General features: G+C 62.8%; 21 protein-coding genes. 10 read left to right on the top strand and 11 right to left on the bottom strand.

What is annotated here, in order from left to right:
• Positions 1–839 precede the first annotated feature (839 nt).
• From H290_RS0100265 to H290_RS0100230, 8 genes are read left to right on the top strand one after another with little or no spacing between them, the layout of a single operon-like run.
• Positions 840–1,649, top strand: coding sequence for an ABC transporter permease (locus H290_RS0100265; RefSeq protein ID WP_020104741.1), 810 nt, complete (start codon positions 840–842; stop codon positions 1,647–1,649).
• 10 nt (positions 1,650–1,659) lie between these two features.
• Positions 1,660–2,505, top strand: a complete 846-nt coding sequence (locus H290_RS0100260) for an ABC transporter permease (RefSeq protein WP_020104740.1) — start codon at positions 1,660–1,662, stop codon at positions 2,503–2,505.
• A 10-nt stretch (positions 2,506–2,515) separates the two neighbouring features.
• The gene (locus tag H290_RS0100255; RefSeq protein WP_020104739.1) at positions 2,516–3,676 is read left to right on the top strand and encodes an MCE family protein; all 1,161 of its coding nucleotides are present in this window, start codon (positions 2,516–2,518) and stop codon (positions 3,674–3,676) included.
• Entirely contained in the window at positions 3,673–4,698 is a 1,026-nt protein-coding gene (locus tag H290_RS0100250) for an MCE family protein (RefSeq protein ID WP_020104738.1), read from the top strand. Before H290_RS0100255 ends, H290_RS0100250 begins: the two co-directional genes overlap by 4 nt.
• A 1-nt stretch (position 4,699) precedes the next feature.
• Positions 4,700–5,758 carry an MCE family protein gene (locus H290_RS0100245; protein WP_020104737.1) on the top strand — a complete coding sequence of 353 codons (1,059 nt, stop codon included), beginning with the start codon at positions 4,700–4,702 and terminating at the stop codon, positions 5,756–5,758.
• Positions 5,755–6,999, top strand: coding sequence for an MCE family protein (locus tag H290_RS0100240; RefSeq protein WP_020104736.1), 1,245 nt, complete (start codon positions 5,755–5,757; stop codon positions 6,997–6,999). Before H290_RS0100245 ends, H290_RS0100240 begins: the two co-directional genes overlap by 4 nt.
• Entirely contained in the window at positions 6,996–8,117 is a 1,122-nt protein-coding gene (locus H290_RS0100235; RefSeq protein WP_020104735.1) for an MCE family protein, read from the top strand. Before H290_RS0100240 ends, H290_RS0100235 begins: the two co-directional genes overlap by 4 nt.
• Complete coding sequence (locus H290_RS0100230) at positions 8,114–9,499, top strand: MCE family protein (protein ID WP_020104734.1); 1,386 nt, start codon at positions 8,114–8,116, stop codon at positions 9,497–9,499. The genes H290_RS0100235 and H290_RS0100230 overlap by 4 nt, the downstream gene beginning before the upstream one ends.
• A 3-nt stretch (positions 9,500–9,502) precedes the next feature.
• Here H290_RS0100230 and H290_RS0100225 read toward each other — a convergent pair whose 3' ends face one another.
• From H290_RS0100225 to H290_RS0100195, 6 genes are all read right to left on the bottom strand, one after another.
• Positions 9,503–10,075 (bottom strand): hypothetical protein, encoded by a 573-nt coding sequence (locus H290_RS0100225; RefSeq protein ID WP_020104733.1) that lies wholly within the window; start codon positions 10,073–10,075, stop codon positions 9,503–9,505.
• Positions 10,072–10,881 carry a hypothetical protein gene (locus H290_RS0100220; protein WP_020104732.1) on the bottom strand — a complete coding sequence of 270 codons (810 nt, stop codon included), beginning with the start codon at positions 10,879–10,881 and terminating at the stop codon, positions 10,072–10,074. Before H290_RS0100220 ends, H290_RS0100225 begins: the two co-directional genes overlap by 4 nt.
• A 176-nt stretch (positions 10,882–11,057) precedes the next feature.
• A complete protein-coding gene (locus H290_RS0100210) occupies positions 11,058–11,537 on the bottom strand; it encodes a hypothetical protein (RefSeq protein ID WP_020104730.1) in 480 nt (159 codons plus the stop codon).
• A complete protein-coding gene (locus H290_RS30000; RefSeq protein ID WP_020104729.1) occupies positions 11,534–12,184 on the bottom strand; it encodes a TetR/AcrR family transcriptional regulator in 651 nt (216 codons plus the stop codon). Before H290_RS30000 ends, H290_RS0100210 begins: the two co-directional genes overlap by 4 nt.
• Before the next feature lie 61 nt (positions 12,185–12,245).
• A complete protein-coding gene (locus H290_RS27355) occupies positions 12,246–12,485 on the bottom strand; it encodes a ferredoxin (protein ID WP_020104728.1) in 240 nt (79 codons plus the stop codon).
• Positions 12,482–13,801, bottom strand: coding sequence for an NADH-ubiquinone oxidoreductase-F iron-sulfur binding region domain-containing protein (locus H290_RS0100195; protein ID WP_020104727.1), 1,320 nt, complete (start codon positions 13,799–13,801; stop codon positions 12,482–12,484). The genes H290_RS27355 and H290_RS0100195 overlap by 4 nt, the downstream gene beginning before the upstream one ends.
• Positions 13,802–13,873: 72 nt before the next feature.
• Between H290_RS0100195 and H290_RS0100190 the strand changes: the two genes are divergently transcribed.
• The gene (locus H290_RS0100190) at positions 13,874–14,347 is read left to right on the top strand and encodes a hypothetical protein (RefSeq protein ID WP_020104726.1); all 474 of its coding nucleotides are present in this window, start codon (positions 13,874–13,876) and stop codon (positions 14,345–14,347) included.
• Between the two features lie 20 nt (positions 14,348–14,367).
• Here the strand turns inward: H290_RS0100190 and H290_RS0100185 are convergent, their stop codons facing one another.
• Genes H290_RS0100185 through H290_RS0100165 form a run of 5 tightly spaced genes read right to left on the bottom strand, consistent with a single transcriptional unit; the run spans position 14,368 to position 19,288 of the window.
• The gene (locus H290_RS0100185) at positions 14,368–15,270 is read right to left on the bottom strand and encodes an alpha/beta fold hydrolase (protein WP_020104725.1); all 903 of its coding nucleotides are present in this window, start codon (positions 15,268–15,270) and stop codon (positions 14,368–14,370) included.
• Complete coding sequence (locus H290_RS0100180) at positions 15,267–15,674, bottom strand: Rieske (2Fe-2S) protein (protein WP_020104724.1); 408 nt, start codon at positions 15,672–15,674, stop codon at positions 15,267–15,269. The genes H290_RS0100185 and H290_RS0100180 overlap by 4 nt, the downstream gene beginning before the upstream one ends.
• A 1-nt stretch (position 15,675) precedes the next feature.
• Positions 15,676–16,821 carry an amidohydrolase family protein gene (locus tag H290_RS0100175; protein WP_020104723.1) on the bottom strand — a complete coding sequence of 382 codons (1,146 nt, stop codon included), beginning with the start codon at positions 16,819–16,821 and terminating at the stop codon, positions 15,676–15,678.
• A gap of 11 nt (positions 16,822–16,832) precedes the next feature.
• Positions 16,833–17,933 (bottom strand): amidohydrolase family protein, encoded by a 1,101-nt coding sequence (locus H290_RS0100170; RefSeq protein WP_020104722.1) that lies wholly within the window; start codon positions 17,931–17,933, stop codon positions 16,833–16,835.
• Positions 17,930–19,288 carry a cytochrome P450 gene (locus tag H290_RS0100165; RefSeq protein ID WP_020104721.1) on the bottom strand — a complete coding sequence of 453 codons (1,359 nt, stop codon included), beginning with the start codon at positions 19,286–19,288 and terminating at the stop codon, positions 17,930–17,932. Before H290_RS0100165 ends, H290_RS0100170 begins: the two co-directional genes overlap by 4 nt.
• A gap of 701 nt (positions 19,289–19,989) precedes the next feature.
• Between H290_RS0100165 and H290_RS0100160 the strand changes: the two genes are divergently transcribed.
• On the top strand, positions 19,990–21,600 hold the full coding sequence (locus H290_RS0100160; protein WP_028462591.1) for an FAD-dependent oxidoreductase: 1,611 nt from the start codon (positions 19,990–19,992) through the stop codon (positions 21,598–21,600).
• Positions 21,601–21,607 lie beyond the last annotated feature (7 nt).

Here is a 21,607-nt window from a genome sequence, read left to right as displayed (position 1 = left end):
CACAGTGACCCGTACTACGGAGCCACGTTCTCCGTCGCCGATCGTCGACTCCCTTACTCGGGATGGACGTCGCTGACTACAGGAAAGACGGACCCAAGTGGGTTCATCCCTGTGCGGAAGGTGGGGCTCTTGCAGATGTGCGGAGCTTATATCGGACAACCGTCGGCAGGTGACGGTTTTCGGGAATCGATCCCATTCTTGTTGGGACACTGCGTAATCGGCGAGATCATGTCGAAATTGTCCCGGTTTGCGGGGGCCGCCGGCGCGGTCGGCCGGATCGATTTGTGGTCTGTTTGAAAAAACTCTGCGATTTTGCTCACATCCTCTACTTATGCGTGTAAGTTGAGCTCGCAGGTAGGTGAACGGGGGTGCGACACCCACGCTGTACTTGCTTGTAAGAGTGTCTTCGAGACGTGAGAGGAGTGGTTGATACCTCTGGCGAGCGTTGCTGGACGCCAGATGAAATCGACTGGGCTGCAACATTGGTGGTGCAGCGAACTGGTCTAATCGCACGTGTGTGACCATTCGATGTGGCCCGCAGCCCGGGTCGCTTCGAGTATGCATGTCCTGCTCTTCGGGACAGGCGGCACCTTCGGGGGGTGCTGGACAGGTGGGGTCCGTTGTTGTCTGATCCTGAGCTCTGTGGACCCCGGATATCTGGGAATGTTCTGCAGAAATACCAAATCAGTTGGTAGGCAATGTCATCAAGCATTGGGCGACATGGGTGCCGACTTTGGATCTCGTGCACAGTGAGGTGAACGGATGCAATTGCCAGCGGTGTCGATGGGGCGGGGAAGTGGTTGGCATGTATGGACTTTCGGTGAGGGTTCGGCGTTCTGATGGCCGGGTGGCACATCAGAAGTGGCATCCGGCCCGGGGGTTTGCGCGGCCCTGACCTATCCGGTCCATTCGAATCCGTCGGTGGATTGTTCATGATGTCGGTCGATGCGGTGAAGTTTTTGTTCCGCAGACCTTTTCAGGGCAAGGAGATGCTCGAGCAGTCATGGTTCGTCGCTCGCGTTTCGCTGGTACCGACGATTTTGGTCGCCATCCCGTTCACGGTGTTGGTCAGCTTCACCCTCAACATCCTTCTCCGTGAACTCGGTGCCGCCGATCTGAGTGGGGCCGGCGCGGCGTTCGGAGCCATCACGCAGGTCGGTCCGATGGTGACCGTCTTGATCGTGGCGGGTTCCGGGGCGACGGCGATGTGTGCGGATCTGGGATCGCGGACGATTCGCGAGGAGATCGACGCCATGGAGGTCCTCGGGATCAATCCGGTACAACGTCTGGTCACTCCGCGAATGGTGGCCTCCGGACTGGTGGCGCTACTCCTCAACAGTCTGGTGTGCATCATCGGGGTGGTCGGCGGTTACGTCTTCTCCGTATTCGTCCAGAACGTCAACCCAGGTGCTTTCGCGTCGGGCATCACTTTGCTCACCGGAATCAATGAGGTGGTCATCTCTGCGATCAAGGCACTTCTGTTCGGCCTCATCGCAGGGTTGGTGGCGTGCTACCGGGGGCTAACGGTGTCCGGTGGCGCGAAGTCGGTGGGCAATGCGGTCAACGAGACGGTCGTGTACGCATTCATGGCGCTGTTTGTGGTCAACGTGGTGGTCACCGCGGTCGGCGTGCAATTGACTGCCGGATGAGGGAGACGTCATGACACCGAGCACGATGTACGGCCGGACGGTCCAAGAACTGAACCGGCCGGTGAAGACGCTCGGCGCAATCGGCGATCACACGATCTTCTACGCGAAGGCGCTGGTCGGATCTCCTCGCGCGGCATGGCAGTACAAGCGGGAGACGCTGCGGCTGATCGCCGAAACCAGCATGGGGACCGGCAACCTCGCGGTCATCGGTGGGACCGTCGTGATTGTCGGATTCCTGACGCTTGCCACCGGCAGCACACTGGCGGTGCAGGGGTACAGCTCACTCGGAGACATCGGTATCGAGGCACTGACCGGTTTCCTGTCGGCGTTCATCAATGTCCGGATCGCGGCCCCGGTCGTGGTCGGAATCGGGCTTGCCGCCACCTTCGGTGCCGGTGCCACAGCACAATTGGGTGCGATGCGGATCAACGAGGAGATCGACGCCCTCGAATCCCTCGGCATCGACCCGATGAAGTACGTCGTCGGAACCCGCATCATCGCCGGAATGATCGTGCTTGCACCGCTGTACGCCATCGCATTGACGGCGTCCTTCGTCGCCTGCTGGTTCACGACCGTGGTGATCCTCGGCCAGTCGTCAGGGCTCTATCAGCACTACTTCTCGACCTTTCTGAATCCGATCGACCTACTGTGGTCGTTCTTGCAGGCATTCCTGATGGCCTTGATGATCTTGCTGATCCACACCTACTTCGGCTTCTTCGCCCGTGGAGGTCCGGCCGGCGTCGGCGTCGCGGTCGGCAATGCTGTGCGGATGTCGCTGATTGCCGTCGTCACGGTCACACTGCTGGTCTCTCTGGCGGTCTACGGCGCCAACGGCAACTTCAACCTGTCAGGTTAGGCGAAACCAGATGTCGTCGAACGTGTTTCGCCCGCTGATCGGGGTGGGATCGATATTGCTGGTGATCGCCGTACTGGTGGTTGCCGTGACCCTGTTCCGGGGTGGCTTCACCGACACGGTCCGGGTCACGGTCCTGTCGCCACGTGCCGGCCTGGTGATGTATCCGGACGCCAAGGTGCAGATGCGGGGTGTCACGGTGGGCCATGTCGATTCGATCGAGTCGATGCCCGATGGTCAGGCGTCGATCGAACTCGCGATGAATCCGTCTGCACTGCAGGATATCCCGGAGAACGTGGCGGTCGAGATCGCATCATCAACCGTCTTCGGGGCAAAGTTTGTCGAATTGCTGCCGCCGCAGGCACCGTCGCCGGAACGGATGCACGCGGGGCAGGTGCTCGATTCCCGGAGTGTCACAGTTGAACTCAACACCGTGTTCGAACAGCTGACCTCGGTACTGGCCCAGATCGAGCCCGACAAGCTGAACGAGACCCTGGGTGCGATCTCCACAGCGCTGAGCGGCCGTGGCGATCAGGTCGGCCAGATGCTGGTCGACTTCGACACGTTCCTGGCGGCCGTCGAACCCGGGCTTCCGGCGCTGCGACACGACCTCGAGATGGCACCGCAGGTCCTCGACACATACGCCGACGCTGCTCCGGCGCTGGTGACCACCGTCGACAATGCCACCGGATTGAGTCAGTCGATCGTCGACGAGCAACAGAACCTGGATGCGTTCTTGGCCAGCGTGATCGGGCTGGCGGACGTGGGCGACCGGGTACTTCGGGCCAACGGGCCTCTGCTCGATTCGACGTTGGCAGTCCTCGTCCCGACCTTGGCCCTGACCAATGAATACAACGAGGCGCTCACCTGTTCGCTCGATGGCATGGCCTATCTCGCCGATTCACAACCCGTCGATGTACCGGGTCTCGGACTCTCTGCGAACTTCTTGTTTGGTACCGAGCCGTACACCTACCCGAACAACCTGCCCAAAGTCGCGGCGTCGGGCGGACCGCAGTGTCAGGTGCTGCCGGTGGGCTACCAGGAGAAGCCCCCCTTTGTGGTCGCCGATATCGGGGCGAATCCCTTTGTGGGAGATCGGCGAGGACTCGAGGTCAACGTGGACAGCCTGCAGCGGGCACTGTTCGGACCGATCATGGACGGCAGGGCTCGATGACCGTACTCCGGAGCCCGCAGGCGGTAAAGTTCGGGATCTTTGCGATTGTCATGATCGTCATGTCGGCCTTTCTGGTGCTGGTGTTCGGCGACTTCCGCACTGGTTCGACCAACAGCTATTCGGCACGGTTCGAAGAGGTCTCGGAGCTCGGACCAGGTGACACCGTCCGGGTTGCCGGTGTGCGGGTGGGGACGGTCGAAGAGGTATCTCTGCAAGACGACCACCACGTGATGGTCACTTTCAACGCCGACCGGAATGTTCATCTGACCGCCGGCACCCATGCCACGGTCAAGTACCTCAACCTCGTCGGAGACCGCTACCTCGACCTCACCGACGGTGCGGGATCCACCCGGATCCTGGCCCCGGGGGCGCAGATTCCGGAAGAACAGACCGCGCCCGCACTGGACCTCGATGTTCTGCTCGGCGGACTCAAGCCGGTGATCGACGGTCTGCGTCCGCAGGAGGTCAACGGTCTGACGTCGTCGTTGCTGCAGATCATGCAGGGCCAGGAGGCCACGGTGGGATCGCTGTTCTCGAAGACCTCCTCATTTGTCTCGACGCTTGCCGACGACGGTGTGGTGATCGAGAATCTGATCGACAACCTGAACACGGTGATGGCCACGTTGGCGCGCAGCGGGCCCGAGTTCTCTGCCACCGTCTCCAGGCTCGACCGACTGGTGGCGGAGCTTGCGCAACAGCGCGATCCGATCGGTTCCGCCATCACGGCACTCGATTCCGGTACCGCCGCGGTGGCCGACCTGCTCACGCAGGCGCGCCCACCGCTGGCCGAGTCGGTGGATGAACTCGCCCGCTTGGCTCCGCTGATCGATGACGACAAGGCTCGCCTCGACACCGCGCTACAGAAGGCTCCCGAGAACTTCCGAAAGCTCGTGCGGACAGGTACTTACGGCAATTTCATCCAGTACTTCATCTGCGCGATCACGGTTCGCGTGACCGATTCGACAGGCGCGGTTGTGGTGCTGCCGTGGATCGAACAGACAACCGGGAGGTGCTCGCCCTGACATGCTGAAGTATCGCGGTGGTCGCCTCGCCAGACATGGTTTCATCGGGGTCGTCCTGATATTGCTCCTGGTGGCTGTGGGCCTGCAGGGGCAGAAGTACATCACCTGGTTCACCTCTCTGCCGTATTCGGCCTTGTTCGAAGAGGCAGGTGGGCTACGGTCAGGAGCCGACGTGATCTTGTCGGGCGTGAAAGTCGGTACGGTGTCCGAGGTTTCGCTGGACGAGGGCGATGTCCGGGTGGAATTCTGGGTCGACGACGGTGTCCGCCTCGGCACCGAAACCGCCGCGCAGATCAAGACCGGATCACTGCTGGGCCGGCGGATGCTCACCCTGGACAGTGTCGGGAGCGGAGTCCTGCATCCTTCAGATGTCATCCCGCGCTCACGGACATCGTCGCCGTATTCACTCAACGATGCGTTGGGGGACCTGACCACCAATGTCACGTCGATCGACACCGATGCCCTGAACCAGTCGCTCGACACGTTGTCGTCGACCATCGATCAGGTTGCGCCCCAACTGGGTCCGACATTCGATGGCTTGAGCGAGCTGTCGCGCTCGATCAACAGCCGCAACGAATCGCTGCGTGACCTGCTGAGCAGCAGCGGTGAGGTCACATCGATACTGTCCGAGCGCAGTGACGAATTGAACGCGCTCATCCTCAACGCCAATTCGTTGCTGGAAGTTCTGGTGGACCGGCGCCAGGAGATCGTGGATCTGCTGGCGAACACCTCCGCGGTTTCCCAGCAGTTGTCGGGTCTTGTCGCCGACAACGAGGCGCAATTGGCCCCCACCCTGGACCGATTGAATTCCGTTGCAGCGCTGCTCGAGAAGAACCGCGACAACATCGGGCAGGCCCTGCCGGGTCTGGCGAAAGTGGCGCTCACCCAAGGTGAGGCAGTGTCCAGCGGACCCTTCTACAACGCCTTCGTCGCCAATCTCATCGACGGACACATGATCCAGCCGTTCATCAACAAAGCATTCGGCATCGAACCGGGTGTACCGTTCCCGATCCCAGGGGGACAAATCCCGGTCGGGGCATCGACGGGACCGGGCCGATGACACGTACCCGGATCGCCGCAGCCGTCATGGCAGTGGTGCTGTTGTCAACGCTCCTCGCGGGATCGGTGTTCGCCTATCAGAAGATGTTCGGCCCCAGAGCGATCAGTGCTGTGTTCACCACCGCAACCGGTATCTACAAGGGCGACGAGGTGCAGGTCGCGGGGGTGAAGGTCGGTTCCGTCGCCGGGATCCACCCGCAGGGGACATCGGTGCGCCTCGACATGAAAGTCGACCGAGGGGTGAAGATCCCGGCCGACGCGCAGGCGATCATCGTGGCCCAGAATCTGGTCGCCGACAGAGTTGTCGCGCTGACGCCGGCCTACCGAACCGAAGGTCCGGTCATGCCCGACGGCGGTGTCATCCCACTCGAACGGACCGGGGTGCCGATCGAGTGGGATGAGATCAAGACGCAATTGACCCGATTGGCAACAGATCTGGGACCGAGCGGCGAACTCTCGGAGAGCACGCTCGGCCGCTTCATCGACAGCACAGCCGATGCGATGGACGGTAACGGCGACAAACTCAGAGCGACCGTCAATGAGCTGTCCGGTGTCGGACGGATCCTTGCCGATGGCAGCGGCGACATCGTTGACATCATCAACAACCTGCAAACCTTCGTCACCACGCTCAGCAGCAGCGATGAACAGATCGTCCAGTTCGAGGGCAGGCTCGCGACGTTGACGAGTGTGCTCGACGAGAGTCGATCCGATCTCGATGCGGCGCTGACCGATCTGTCCGTCGCGGTGGTGGAGGTCCAGCGATTCGTGGCATCGAACAGCACCAAGGCAACGGAACAGGTGCAGCGACTGGTGAATGTGACCCAGAACCTGGTTGACCACCGGGCCGACATCGAACAGCTGCTGCACGTCTTCCCGACCAGCATGGCCAACTTCTACAACATCTACAACCCTGACACCGGCACGGAGGCAGGCGTTTTCACGTTGAACAACTTCTCGAATCCGATCCAGTTCATCTGTTCCGGTGTCGCGGCCGTGGAGAACCTGACGTCGGAGGAAGGCGCCAAGAAGTGTCGAGAGTATCTGGGACCTGTACTGCCACTGCTGGCGTTCAACTACCTGCCGTTCCCGGTCAATCCGGTTCTCGGTCCGACAGCTGATCCCGACAACATCATCTACACCGAACCCGACCTCGTCCCGGCGAAGGCGACGCCCGAGAAGCCGGCGGCAGCGACGAATCCCCTTGATTCGCTGCTCCTGCCCATCGAACGGCAGCCGTCGTGAGCCGGGGACACATCGATGCGCGCCTGCTCACACTCGTCGCCTGCGTCGTATTGACGGTGGCCGGCTGTAGCTGGCAGGGCGTCAATTCATTGCCGTTGCCCGGTGCCGCCGGGCGTGGTCCGGACTCCCAGCTCTTCCACGTCCAGATGGCCGATGTCAGTACGTTGGTATCGAATTCGCCGGTCATGATCGACGACGTGGTCGTCGGGAGTATCGGCGACATGACCGTCGCCGGGTGGCACGCGAATGTGGAGGTGTGGGTTGAGAAAGGTGTGGTGGTTCCGGGGAACGTGCAAGCGCATATCGGTCAGACGAGCCTGCTGGGCTCCAACCATCTGGAACTGAATCCACCGCTGGGTGTACCGCCGACCGGCAGTCTCGTCTCCGGTGCCACGATCCCGCTCGACGACACGGCCACGTACCCGACCACCGAACAAACCCTGGCGTCGGTGTCCACGATCATCAACGGCGGTGGTCTCGGGCAGATCGACACCATCATCTCGTCCCTCAACACGGCTTTCGGCGGCCGGGAGGATGCGATTCGGGACCTGATCACCCGGCTCGACACATTTGTCGGTGCTCTGGATCAACAGCGTGAGAACATCGTGGCGACCATCAACAACGCCAACCGCCTGGCCGAAACGTTTGCCACGCAACGCGACATCCTCACCGAAGCTCTGCAAAAGATCCCGCCGGCGTTGGACGTGCTGGTGGCGCAGCGGCCACAGATCAGTACCGCGCTCGAGAAGCTCCGGGTGTTCAGCGACACCACCACCGGTGTCGTCACCGCAGTGCAGGACGATCTGGTGACCGACCTGGAGAATCTGGCACCCACCCTGCGATCACTGGCTGACGTCGGTCCACAACTGGACAAGGCCATCGCCTACGCAACGGTGTATCCCTACGGTCAGAAGACCATCGACCGCGCTGTCCGGGGCGACTACATCAATCTCCATGCCACTGTCGACCTCACCGTGGAGCGGATGCAGCGCGAACTTCTCTTGGGTACCCCGCTGGGAGATCCGAACGCGGTGGTCCAGGCTGCGGTGGGAGATCCGGGATATGGCCGGTACGTCCGTGATCCACTGAGTGCGCCGATCTCCGGGGGTGAAGGATGATCATTTCCGGGTTCGTTCGATTCCAGCTAGTCGCCTTTGCGCTCATGTCCGTGATTGCGATGGTCGTGATGCTGTTCTCGTACATGCAGATTCAGACCCAGCTCGGGATCGGCCGGATGACGGTGACCCTGGATCTCCCCGCCGCCGGCGGACTGTACCGATTCGGCAACGTCACCTATCGGGGCGCGGAGGTGGGCCGGGTCGTCTCGGTTGGTCTCACCGACAACGGCGTTCGCGCCTCGCTGTCGATCGACAGCAGCGCAAAGATACCCGCGGATCTGCAGGCGCAGGTGCGCAGTATGTCGGCTGTCGGTGAACAGTACGTGGACCTGCGGCCCACGACGGATTCGGGCCCGTATCTGCACGACGGCTCGGTGATCACCGCGGAGCGGACCGAGATTCCGCAACCGGTCGGCCCGATGCTCGACGAACTCAGTGACCTCGTCGGCAGTATTCCGAAGGACAAACTCGGCGATCTGATGGACGAGTTGTATCGGGGGCTCGGTGGGCAGCGGTATGAGCTGCAATCCCTCATCGACTCGTCATCGAAGCTGGCCGGCGAGTTCAGCGACCTGGGCGAGACGACTCGGACCCTGATCGAGGACGCCGAGCCGTTGCTCTCCTCGCAGGTACGGTCGGCAGACGCGATCGAGATCTGGAGTCGTTCGCTGGCGGGAGTCACCGACCAACTGCGGATCAATGATCCGCAGATCCGCGCGATTCTTGGGTCGGGACCGGGCTTTTCGAACGAGGTGACAAACCTACTCGGGTCCGTCGAGTTCACGTTGCCGATCCTGCTGGCGAATCTGACGTCGGTGGGCCAGCTCGCGGTCACGTACAACGCGGCCCTCGAGCAGCTGCTGGTGCTACTGCCGCCGTCCATCTCGATGATTCAGGCGGTGCAGCCCAAGAACAATGCCGCCGGACTCGGTTTGGGCGATTTCCGGATCAGTGGCGTCTCGGATCCTCCGGCCTGCACGGTGGGGTTCCTGCCGCCGGATCAGTGGCGTCCACCGTCGGACACCACGACTATCGACACACCGGAAGGTCTGTACTGCAAGTTGCCGCAGGATTCCGACATCGCGGTCCGGGGTGCGCGCAACATTCCATGCCTCGGTGTTCCGGGTAAACGGGCGGCAACCGCCGAATTGTGCAACAGCGACGACGAATTCGTGCCGGTATCACCCACGCAACCTCTACTCGGCAACTATCCGCCGGACCCGAATCTGGAGCAGCAGGGCATCACACCGGGGGTGGCCACCGCGCGGTACTCGCCGAGCACAGGCACCTACGTCGGACCGGATGGCGCGCTGTACCAGCAGACCGACGTCGCGGACTCGCAGAAACAGACAACGTGGCAGGGCATGCTGCCGCAGAGCTGAAACCTAGACCGGATCGAAGGCCGAAATCTTCCAGGTACCGTCCACCTTGGACAGTGTGACGCGTACGCTGCTGGCTGTCAGTGCGGGATCGGGTTTGTCTGTGCTGGTGGTTGTCTGGTTGATGAACACCAGGACCGTCGCCGAATCCTTGTCGATGTCAGACACTGCCGATCGGACGACCTCGGTCTGGGTGTCCACCGAATTCTGCTGGGCGGCCGGTGCCACGACCTTTTCGGTGAACTCGGTGTAGTAGGTCAGGAATTCGCCGGTGAGGTTGGTCTTGGCCGCGGCAAGATCTTCGGTCAGTGTGTCCGGGGAGTACGACAACAGCGCGACGGTGCCGGAATTTGCTGCCGCGATCGCCGATTCCTTTGCGCCGGAATCGGTGTGCTTGTCCGGTGCGTACAAGAAGAAGTAGGTGGCCGCTGCCGTGATCAGTGAGGCGGCGACCAGCAGTGCAAGTGCCACGGTGCCGAGTCTGGCTCGACGGGTCGGCCGCCGGATGTCCGACTGTTCGACGACCGCTTCGGGTTCGTCGTCTTTGGTAAGCGTGACCGCTGCGCTGGAATCGCTCATGGCACGAACTCCACTTTCGACATCTTCAGATCTCCATCAACTTTGGTCACGGTGACACTCAGCCGCCATGACCGGGGTTCCTCCTTGGCACCGGCGGCGTTGGTGACCTCGGAAGTGGCCGCCACCAGGACAACTGCGGAATCGTCGGTCATCGACTCGACCGCGGAAGCGTTGACCTGCCCCTTGGTGGTGACCTGGGACTGTTCGACAACACTGGTGAAATCGTCGGCGCGACTTTGAAATTCGGTGAGGAAGGCGCCGGTGGAGTTGTCGAGTACCCGCTGCACGTCAGCCGCCGCCTGATTGAAGTCGAGTGAGGTCAGGGTGACAACGCCCTGCCGCGCGGCGGCATCGAACTCGGCCTCGAGGTCCTGCGACTTGGTGACCTGGCGGTGTTGCCAGGCCAGATAGCCGCTCACGCCCAGTGCCGCGACGATCACGACCGCCGCGAGCGCGATTGCGATCGCACGTTTGCCGGGCCGCCGTAGCCGTGTCCACCGTCGATGTGACGCAGGTCCTTTGTCGGTGTCCTCGTCGAGGGCAACATCTTCCGTGCCGAGATCTTCTACGCCGAGATCTTCTGCGCCGAGATCCTCGGTGTCGACCTCCTCTGGCGCGGCAACGGTGGCAGCATCGTCAGGCACCGCTTCGTCTGCAGTCTCGGTAGCAGTCGATGATTCCTCGGATTGGCGTCGCAATTGGGCGGCGCGTGCGCGGGCGCGAGCCGCTACCGCACTGGCTTCGGCGGCTTCGGCGAGCGCCTCGGCTTCCAGGACTGCCAGATCGGTGGTGTCGATTTTGGTCATCGTGCCCTCCAGGCGCCCCCCGGCGCATCAGTTGCAGGCCGTGCCGGTCGCAAGAGATTCACTGGCCCTCATTCCTTCCAGGGTGATTGTCGCAACCTGCTCGGCGACTTCATGATCGATGTACGCGGGCCTCATCTCCATTTGGCGGACAGCTGAATTGGTACTTGTGGACTGGGTCAGGCGGCCGGTAGTCGGGCGTTGCTGTGGAACACCTCGGCAGCGTCGGCGGTGTCGGACGGTATGGCGGCCGCGGTCAGCGCGTGAGACTTGAAGGCCGCTGCGGCTGAGCTCAGCTGATGAACCACAGAGTCGGACCCGGCGTCGGAATCGAGTGGCCACGAATCACCCCAGAAGGACACCTCGACGTTGCCGCTTTCGATCGCCTTCACCACCCCGCCCTGAACCCGGTCATCGCTCTTGAAGAGGTCGGCGGCAATTGCGAGTGCCTGAGGATGGCGGCCGAGACCACCGGTGGCAAGTGCCTTTTCGAGATCGGCGACATCCGCGCCGAGAATTTTCACAGGGCGGGTGTCACAGTTGTCGGTGAGTATCACCGTCACATCCCAGCCGGCCATCACCCGGTCGTAGACGAACCCACCCGCGTGCTGGACAACGTCGGAGACGCTGCGGGCCACCACATTGAGCTGATATCTCATCGAACTGACTCCTCATTGCCGGATGCGGTCTGGAGAATGGGTAGAACGGTGTCGACGGCTCGGGAAAGCTGTTCTCGAACATCGGAATCCGGGGTGGCCGCCCAATACTGGAAGCCGCATGTCAGGGCGCCGATGAGGGCGGTGGCGCGTGTCTCCCACACGATCGGTTCGGCGTTCTCGATGCTGACTCCGGCCGAGGTGCGGAGGATGTCGGCCAACGGCGGAATCATCCGCTGTGTCGTCATGTGCAGGAATCGTGACATCTCACGCTCAGTTGATGCCAGGTGCAGAAGGGCCCGGTTCTGTTCGTTTGCATCGACGGTTGCACCGCACGCGGCATCGAGGATCGCCTCGCGTAGTGGCATCCGGTCGAGATTGGCCGCGAAGTAGGCCAGGAGGTCCTCGGAGCCCATGGCGACGGTCTCGGCGAATAGTTGGCCCTTGCTTCCGTAGTGCCGGTACAGGCTGCGTGGTGATACACCGGCGAGGGCTGCGATCGCGCCCATGGTGGTTGCCTCGTATCCGTGGGTGCGGAACGCCTCCAGCGCCGCACCAACGATGGCGCGCCGGGTCTGTTCGGCGCGTTCCTCAACGGTTCGCGGCTGGTACCTGGGCAGTTCCGCACTGCTATGAGTGGCGGAGGTCACATGGCATAGTGTGCCATTGGCAGAGTGTGACACACAAGGGGCAAATCGTGGCGGGCGGCGGTTACGGCGCCGCAGGGCCCGGTCCGGCGCCGTCACCGGCCCGGACGTCTGACATCTCGATGATCGCGTGCGCGGGGCAGTCCATGAGTGCACGCATGACCTGATCACGGTCTTCCGGTGGGACCTCACCGTTGCCGATCAGCGACGCGTAGTCCCAGTCGTCGAGCGAAAAGTATTCGGGCGCATGCTTTGCGCAGGTGCCGAATCCGTCACAGATCGTGCGGTCGAGGCGAATCCTCATAGCCGGGCTCCAATCTCGACCGCGAATGGTCTGAGCGTGCGATAGGGCGCCTCGGCGCAGGTGGTGCATCGACCGGACCGGTGGTCGGCGACGGCGTCCGGGAATCGGGACAGCACCGTGGCGGCGACATTGGTGGCCGCATCCAGCGTTGCGCACGCGCCGCGGCCGCGCAGGACCACCGACCACCGCTCGAGGCGGGCGAGGTCATCGGCGCCGGCGATTCCGTCGCGCAGGGCGTCGAGGACGGCCGCCATGGCCGCGGTGCCGTTGAAGCAGGATCCGCACTGACCGGCGTTCTCTCGATCGAAGTAGCGCATCACCGATGCGGCGACCGCCACGGGGCACTCATCGGTGAGCAACGAGATGGCGCCGCAACCGAGGCCGCCGCCGAGTGACCGGATGCTGTCGGGGTCGAGGGTGCCGGTGAGGACGTCGCGGCTGAGCAGGCCGCCGAAATAGCCGCCCATGAGTACGCCTCGTACGTCGTCGGATGCGACACCGTGCATGGCAAGCAGGTCCGCGAACGGCAATCCGTGCGGGATCTCATACAGGACAGGCGCTTTGCCTGCGCCGGTGACTGTGGCCAGGAATGTGCCGGGCGACGACGTGGTCCCGCGAGACCGGAATGCCGCGGCACCGTGGCGCGCGATGTGCGGAATGTGTGCCAGCGTCTCGACATTGCTGACCAGCGTCGGCATTCCGGCCACACCCTGCTCGAAAGGACGCGGTGGCTTGTCGCTGGGCTTCGCCGGGCCACCGTTGATCGCACGAATCGCAGCTGTCTCTTCGCCGCTGACGTATCCGGCTTCGACCACGAGCACCGACAGTTCGAGGTCGCCGAGAATCTCCGCGGCGTCGCCCAATGCTGCTTCGATGGCCGCAGCGGAGGCGGTGTCGGAGACGTAGACATGGCCCCGACGGGCACTGACAACGGCGGCCGCCAACCGGAGGCCGTCGAGGACCAGGTGGGGGCGGTGCCGCATCAGCCAACGGTCCTTCACCGAAGCGGGTTCTCCCTCTTCACCATTGGCGACGACGACGGCTTCTCCCGCGCGCAGTCCGTGTTCTCGGACCGACCGCAACTTGATCCCCAGCGGGAATCCGGCACCTCCGCGACCGCGCAGTCCTGACTCGTCCACCTCACCGAGTAGCCGGTCCGGATTCTCGAGGGGCTGATAGCCGCCGCTGCGGCGGTAGTCGGCAAGATCTTCGACCCGACGATCGGTGTGCAGCAATCGCGGGGTGATCCCGGGTAGGGAGGCGACGGTGATCGGTATCGGGTGGTCGGTGGCAACTGTGGTGGGGGCAGTACTCATGACCCTCGATTCTCTTGGCCGCGTGGGGCTATCCGCTGCCCACCGCCGTGTCGCACGGCTAGGCTCACCCCCATGAGAACGGCGGTGTTACGGATCAACGTTGATCCCGAAGGTGTGTTCACGCGGCAGCAGTTATCGGACGGCATGGCGCAGCTCCGCTCCGAAGCGGTGCATCTGGGCGCCGAACTGATCGACGTGGACCTCGCATCGGCACCGGCGGGCCGCCGGGAGATCGAACTCCTGATGACCGGAGACAACCCCGACGTTCTGCATCGCCAAGGGCTTGATCTGTGCGAGAAGGTCTTTGGGGTGGTTCCGCGTGCCGGTGTCGTGACCTTCATCAGCCGGGGGACGGACGACGACGCGCATGGCGTTCTTGCCGGATTCGGCCTGACCGCGGATATCGATCGGACGGCCGGGCCGGACGGCTGGGATGTGGTGGTGGTCCACATCGCCGAGGCTGATCTCGACCGGGTCCCGGAGAGCCGTATTCACACCGCACTCGAGGCCTCCCTCAACTGTGAGGTCCAGATCCGCGCGGTGTGAGCGCGCCGTGTCGTGCCGGCTCATGAGTCCGCCAAGAACTTCAGGATGTCGGGAGCTGCCTGGACCCACGTGTCGAACATGTTGAAGCCGCCCGACCTACCAGATGCCCGGTCTTCCATCGCGCGTTCCCACGCGTCCTCCGGCCACGGCGGATCGATCAGGGTGCTGCCCCGGATCAGGCAACTGACCTCCAACGATGTGCGCTTGGGGTGATCGAGGTCGTTCTCCCCGCCCCGGATGATGAGCGTGGGAACGGTGATGCGGTCGAACAATTCGTCGTCGACCCCGGGGATCGTCTGGCCCGGTTTCGGAACGTATGTGCCGAGCCACCGCAGGGACAGTTTCACGAACTCGTCGGGGTCGAGATCCAGCAGTCGCTGCTTGTTGGCCGGGTTCTCGTCGATACGCTCTCGCCATTCCCGCATCTGTACGAGTCCTTCGACTCCGAGTCCGCGCACCGCCTGCAGGCTCGGCAGTACGTAGTAGGCGCCCAGGTTGAAGGTGCCGTAGATGCCGCCGACGATGTTCCACAACACCAGCTTGCTCACGAGTTCCGGGTAGAGGATCGACAGGAGCATCGAGTCCCGGGCGCCGCCGGACCCGCCTGCGATGACGCACGGACCGCGGTCTAGTCCCTTCAACAGTGCCGCGAGTGTCTCGGCCCGCATATGGGATTCGGAGGGGCCGTAGAACTGGATGTCGGAGGCCCCGCAGTTGGGGCGGTCCCACAGCAGGACGGAGTAGCCGCCGTCGACCAGGGCCTGTGCCAGCGGTCGCAGACCCGGGATGTCCTTTCCGAACCTCCCTCCGGGCGTCAGGACGATGAGTTCGTCTGACGTGCCGAGGATTTCGTAGACCACCTTGCCGCCGTGGATCTCCATGCTGCTGTTCTGTGGACCGGCCACTGTTTCTCCTGCGCTCATGCGGTGACGAGGACGTCGTCGCCGACCACCCGCACCGGGTAGGTGCGGATACTCCACTCCGGCTTCACTGCAGTTGTCCCGGTGGACAATTCAAAGCCCCACTGATGCCAGGGGCAGTAGATGAACTCCATGTCCCGGACCATCACCGCATCACCGGGCACGCTGTCGTCGACGATGGTTTTCCCGCGGGCCCGCCCTGAACACAGGGGCCCGCCCTCGTGCGGGCAATAGTTGGCGATCGCATAGAAGGTGCCGCCCACGTTGTAGACACCGACACCGTGGCGTCCGATCGGGACGACCTTCGACGAGCCCGGCGGGATCTCGGTCACCGTGGCAACCACGTGTTCGCGTCCCTGGGCCAGCCGCGGCGGTTTCGTTTCGTCCGGGGTTGTCTCGTCCGGCATCTCAGAGCACCCGAACCTGATCCTTGAGGGCCGGAACGAATTCGGGCAGGTGATAGGTCTCGATGCCGTTGCGGAACATCACCGCGTCGCGGGCATGCCGGGGGAGATGCTTGACGAGCCAGCGCGGGTCGTCGAACGTCCAGTGCGGATAGTCCGAGGAGAACAGCAGGATCTTGTCGGCCTCCATCCACTCGAACGCGCGGGTCAGTTCGGTCTTGTCCTCGGGGTAGTCCAGCGGCTGGGTCGTGAACTTGATGTGTTCCTTCACGTACTCCGACGGCTTACGCTTGATCGACACAAAGGACTTGCGGGCCTCGTAGATGGCGTCCATCCGCCACATCAACGGCAGGATCCAGGTGAACGCATGCTCGACGAACACCACCCGCAGCGCCGGGAACCGGTCGAAGACACCGTCGAAGATCAGGCTCATGATCTGGTTCGCTGCCAGGAGCGAGTAGGTGACCATGAAATCGTGGTTGTAGCTCGGGAATCCGACCGGTGGCATCGGCATCGTCTCGTAGGCGCCGCGGCCCAGATGGCAACTGACCGGCAGATCATGCTTGACTGCGGTCGCCCACAATCGGTCGTTGGCCGGGTTGCCCCAGGACGGTCGCGGCTCGGCCTTGATGAGGATCTGGGCCATGTATTCGTGCCCTGCCCACTTCTCGATCTCCGGGACAACACTGGCGGGATCGTCGATGGCGACACAGATCGAACCGCGCCAGCGCTGATGCCAGTTGTTGTGGGGGTCGAGCCAGTGGTTGGCCAACCAGGTGTTGACGCCCGCGGCGAGGGCCGCGGTGGCTTCGGGGAGCCGCGCCGCCTTGACGGTCGGTTCGAGGATTGCGATGTCCGAGCCGGCGTCGATGATCAGCTGGCGGAAGGCCAGGTCCGGATCGCTGCCCGGGAACTCGCCGTCGGCCGGGAACGAGTCGACCCGCATCGCGAATGAGTGCGCGTAGTCGGGCGCGTCGTAGATGATCGTGTCCCCGACTTTGTGGCTGAGGAAGTACTGACTCCGGTAAGGCTCGGGTATGTAGTCGACCAGCTCGCGGCGGCGTGGGACCGGGTGGACGTCGGAGTCGACAACCCGGACCGGGATCATCTCGGTATCGGGTGTGCGTTCGTGAACTTCGGTGGTGGTCATGGCTTTTCCCTTCAGGCCAACTCGTGGGTGGCCAGCCCGGCCCCGACGTCGATGCCGTAGATCGAGGCGGCATTTCGCCAGCAGAGCTTGTCGCGTTGTTCGGGACTCAACGAGTCGGGCAGCGCGTCCACAGTGTTGCAATGCCAATGGGGATAGCTTGAGCCGAACATCACCATGTCGTCCTTACCGGTGAACCCGAACCACTCTCCGGCGAAGTCGGTGTTGCCGGGACCGTCGATGCTGCTCTGCACGAAGTAGACGTGGTCGGGTAGGTAGTCGCTGGGCATCCGCGGTGCCCACGGTGTCTGCTCGAGATGCGGGCGACCGAAGGTGTCCATCCGCCAGATGAACGGGGTCAGCAGGTCGGCGCCGCCATTGGCCCAGACGAATTTCAGTCCGGGGATCCGTTCGAAGACACCCTCGGCGATCATGTTCATCAGGTGATAGATGTAGTTCAGATCCATGAAACCCAGGTATTGCTCGTACGTCCGGGCATGGCCTGAGGGAGTGGGCGGGAAGGCGATGCTCTCGCCGGTTTCGATGTGAACTGCCACCGGGAGGTTCGCGTCCGCGGCGGCTTCCCAGATCGGCCAGAACTGTGGTTTCCCGTACAGTTCGCGTGACTGGAGCGGGATGCCGATCTGGACCACACGCGGATGGTCCTTCCAGCGGTCGATCTCCCGCAGGGCGCCGGTGACGTCCTCGGGGTTGATTCGGATGGTTCCGCGGAATCGGTCACCGAACTCGGCGGATTCCAGCCAGCGCGACACCATCATCTCGTTGTGTGCGGCCAGCACCGCACTGGTCAGGTGGCGGTCGGGGAGAATGCCGCGGGTCATCGGGTGCAGGATCGCCACGTCGACACCGCGGTCGACGAACAGCTGCTGCGCGACCAGCGCCGGATCTGAGCCCGGGTAGCCGCGATCGGGTCCACGGGTGCCCGGCGCGTACTCACCACCGGGCGCGCCGTACCAATCCATCTCGGCGTCCGGTATGCCGCGGCTTTTGAAGGGTTCTCGCAGGAAGCTGCGCATGTCCTTGTTGGAGGTGAAGAAGACGTGCACGCTGGTGTCGATGACGGGTGTGGTGGTGCCGTCGGGATGTGTCCTCATCGGCTGGTCTCCGCGCGTCGAAGGGTGATCGGGGTTGCGAGTTCTTGTTCGGCGCAGAGCCTTTGGAGCTTGACGAGGGTCTCGTCGAGACCCGGGCCCAACTTGGGGCCCGGCGTGAAGGTGGCAGGCAGGTGGCGCATGCCCTGGATGACACCGATGGTGTCGTAGTGGACAGCCGCGTCGGGATCGCAGCGGTAGTCGGGCATCCGGTCGAGTACCGCAAGCAGCATCGCCTTGAACACCGTACGTGCGACATTTGATCCGACGCAACGGTGGATTCCGAGTCCGAAGCTGTAGTGCCGGTTGGCGCCGCGGTCGAGTTGTATGTTGTTCGGTTCAGGGAAGACTTCCGGGTCACGATTTGCCATCGCCCATGAAATCCACAGCCGCTCACCCTCTTTGAGGTCAGTTCCGGCGTACGTGCAGTCAGCTGAGATGGTTCTGCCATCACCGGGCGCCGGGGTGAAGTACCGCAGGAACTCCTCGGTCGCCGAGTTCAGGAGATCGTCCCGATCCTCACTGAGACGGGTGCGTTCGTCAGGGTTCTCCGAGAGCCATTCGAGAGCGTGTGCGGTGAGCGCCGTGGTGGTGTCGAACCCGCCGCCGATGATGAGGCCCAGCATGCCGAACACTTCCATGTCCGGGGCGGGTTCCCCGTCGATCCGCATGTCGATCAGCGCCTGAATCAAACCCGGGCGGGGATTCTCGCGTATCTCGGCCACGTTGACCGCCAGGTCCAGGCCCATCTCCTGATACATCTCGAACACCCGTGCGGCATCGGGTGAGTCCACGGGTGTGTAGACCGAGGCGTGCACCGGTTCGCAATAGATCGACCACTTCTCGAGTGGCACCCCGAGCATGGCCAGCGTGAGGACCGCCGGTACCACATTGGCCAGGTCATCCACGAAATCGATTGTCCCGCTTTCGATCTTCTCATCGATACTAGCGTTGACAACCTCGCGGATGAAGGGTTCCCACCGCTTCACCGCGGCGGGTGACAGGTAGGGATTGAGGACCTGCCGGTACTGGTGGTGCTCGGGTTCATCCATTTCGAGGATGCCACCCCGGACTGCCATCTCATGCTGCGGTGTGGGAATGCTGATTCCCCGGTACCCCTTGCGAACGCCTTCGATGTCGTTGTCGTTCGACACGTAAGGGGATCGGGCCAGTTCGAAGACCTCATTGTTGCCGGCGGCCACCCAGTGACCGTCGTAGGTCTCTGTCCAGGCGAGGGGGCACTTCTGATGCATCTCCTCGGTGATCGACTCGAACTCGTGTCGGTACTGCGGTGTGTGACGATCGAAGTGGATACCATCGCGCGATCGGTGGTCTTCGGTGGATTGTTCGGCGGTCACGGGTGAGGTGTCCTTTCTTCCGTCACTGTGTCGAAAGTGCGTTGGGGGCCGTCTCTTACGAGCCCCGGCGGGTACCTTCGACAACTTTTCAAATGGGCCTCGAGCCGGAGCGCCCCGGTATTAGGAATGCTATTTCATTCCCGAAGAAGGATCCTGTGGTTTGCGAGAATGCTACTCTTCGGTCGATTCTGCAACAAGGGTTTGGATCATCAGCGACCGGCTCGTCAGGGTGGGTGAGTCCGCCGGGAACCCCTGATTCTAGCCGATATCGGGGCATCCGACTGAAGTTCCATCGCCCTGATTTCGTCGATTTCTGGTGCGCTGTGGGCCTGGAACCAAGGACGTGGGGAGAGAAAATGCCTGATACCCGGCTCGGCGAGCAGGCCACGGCTGTCATTCGGGTTCGCGAGGAATTTGAATCCTCAGCGATGGAAAACTTTCGATCGCATTTCTGGAAATGCGGGTTTCTCGGCATGAATCGACTGAACAAGATTTCGGGTCGAGTTATTTTTCGAGGACTCCGAGTGGGAAAGTGCACATGGCGTTTGATTCGCGGACGGCAACTATTTTCGCTGCAGAAAACGTATTGATTCTCCGACAATATCGGCGCATGATTGCCGCCGATGAATTGAAAGGAAATGCTCGTGTCTGACATTCATAGTGGTCATCCGGTCGGTGAGCGTGTCTCCGGTGAGGAAAAAGTGTCGTTTGACCGCGAGGTCGATGTACTCGTTCTGGGCACCGGGGCAGCCGGGATGACGGCTGCGCTGTCGGCGGTGCATGCCGGCGCGGATGTGGCGATCTACGACAAGGCGGCAACCGTCGGCGGGACCAGCGCTGTCTCGGGAGGAATCGCCTGGATCCCCGCGCATCATCGCAGCCCTGACGGTGAACTGACCATCGACGATGCGCTGAGTTACCTGCGGGCGCAGTCGCTGGACTCGATGGACGACGACCTTGTCGAGGAATTCGTCCGAACCGGTGAGGCGGTGGTCGACTTCGTGGAGGCGCACAGTGCGCTCCGGTTCGAGATCGCCGACGGATTTCCGGACTACAAACCGGAGTTGCCCGGCGGTCGCCCTTCGGGCGGACGATCCCTGAGCCCGATCCCCTTTGATCTCAATCGGTTGGGGGAGTGGCGGAATCGGATCACCACCTTCCCTGCGGACTGGAGCAACGTTGGGTTCGACGCCGAGACCAGGGCCAGACTCAATGCGGCGGTGGATCTTTCAGATGACTCCGACGTGTGCGTAGCAGGTGCTGCGCTGATCGGTGGCCTCCTCCGGGGATTGCTGGATGCCGGTGTCGTCCCCGAGACCGGCGCGCAGGCACGTCGCCTCATCACCGAGTCGGGGCGTGTGGTTGGTGTTCATCTGGTCAAGGGAGACAAGGAGTTTGCGGTCAGGGCCCGCAGCGGGGTCATCTTGGCGACCGGCGGATTCGAATGGGATCCGGCGTTGGTGAAGACGTACCTGCGCGGCCCGATGCACGGTCCGGTGTCGCCGCCGAACGGTACCGGCGACGGACTGCGGATGGCGATGGCACTCGGTGCCGATCTCGGCAACATGAGCGAAGCCTGGTGGGTGCCGATCGTACGGATCCCGGGCGACACGATCGAGGGTAGGCCGCGCAGCCGAAGCGTCCGGCTCGAGCGGACCCGTCCACGCAGCATCATGGTCAACCGGGCCGGTAAACGATTTGTCAACGAGGCCTCAGAATACAATTCGATGGCCGGGGCATTCCACTATTTGGACTCCAAGGGTGGCTACGTCAACGATCCGGGATGGATCGTTTTCGATGCGTTGCATTTCAAACGATTCGGTTTCCTGGGAGTCGATCCAAAAGATTCAATTCCGGAATGGTTTTCGGAATCACAAGATTTACGTGAACTCGCCACCAAGGTGGGAATCGATCCTGACGGCCTGGAAAAAACCGTCACGGAGTGGAATCGTAATGTCGCCGCGGAGGTGGATCCGGAGTTCGGCCGCGGCTCGAGTGCCTATGACGGATGGTGGGGCGACGAAAACTCGCCGACGGTGGCCGGACGCACACTCGGTCCGCTGGACACCGGCCCCTTCTACGCCGTCCCGGTGACGGTGGGCGCCATGGGCACCAAGGGTGGGCCGCGAACAGATCGTGATGCGCGGGTGCTGCACGTCGATGGGGCAGTGATCGAGGGACTCTTTGCGGTCGGCAACGCCATGGCCGGTGTCACGGGACGCGCGTACGGTGGCGCGGGCGGCACGATCGGCCCCGGCATGGTCTGGGGACTTCGTGCAGGTCACAGGGCGGCAACAGGGAGATCGCTGTAGCCCAGTG

It is taken from the genome of Nocardia sp. 348MFTsu5.1, from assembly GCF_000383535.1.
Lineage (GTDB): Bacteria > Actinomycetota > Actinomycetes > Mycobacteriales > Mycobacteriaceae > Williamsia > Williamsia faeni.
This window is presented reverse-complemented; position numbering and strand designations above follow the sequence as displayed.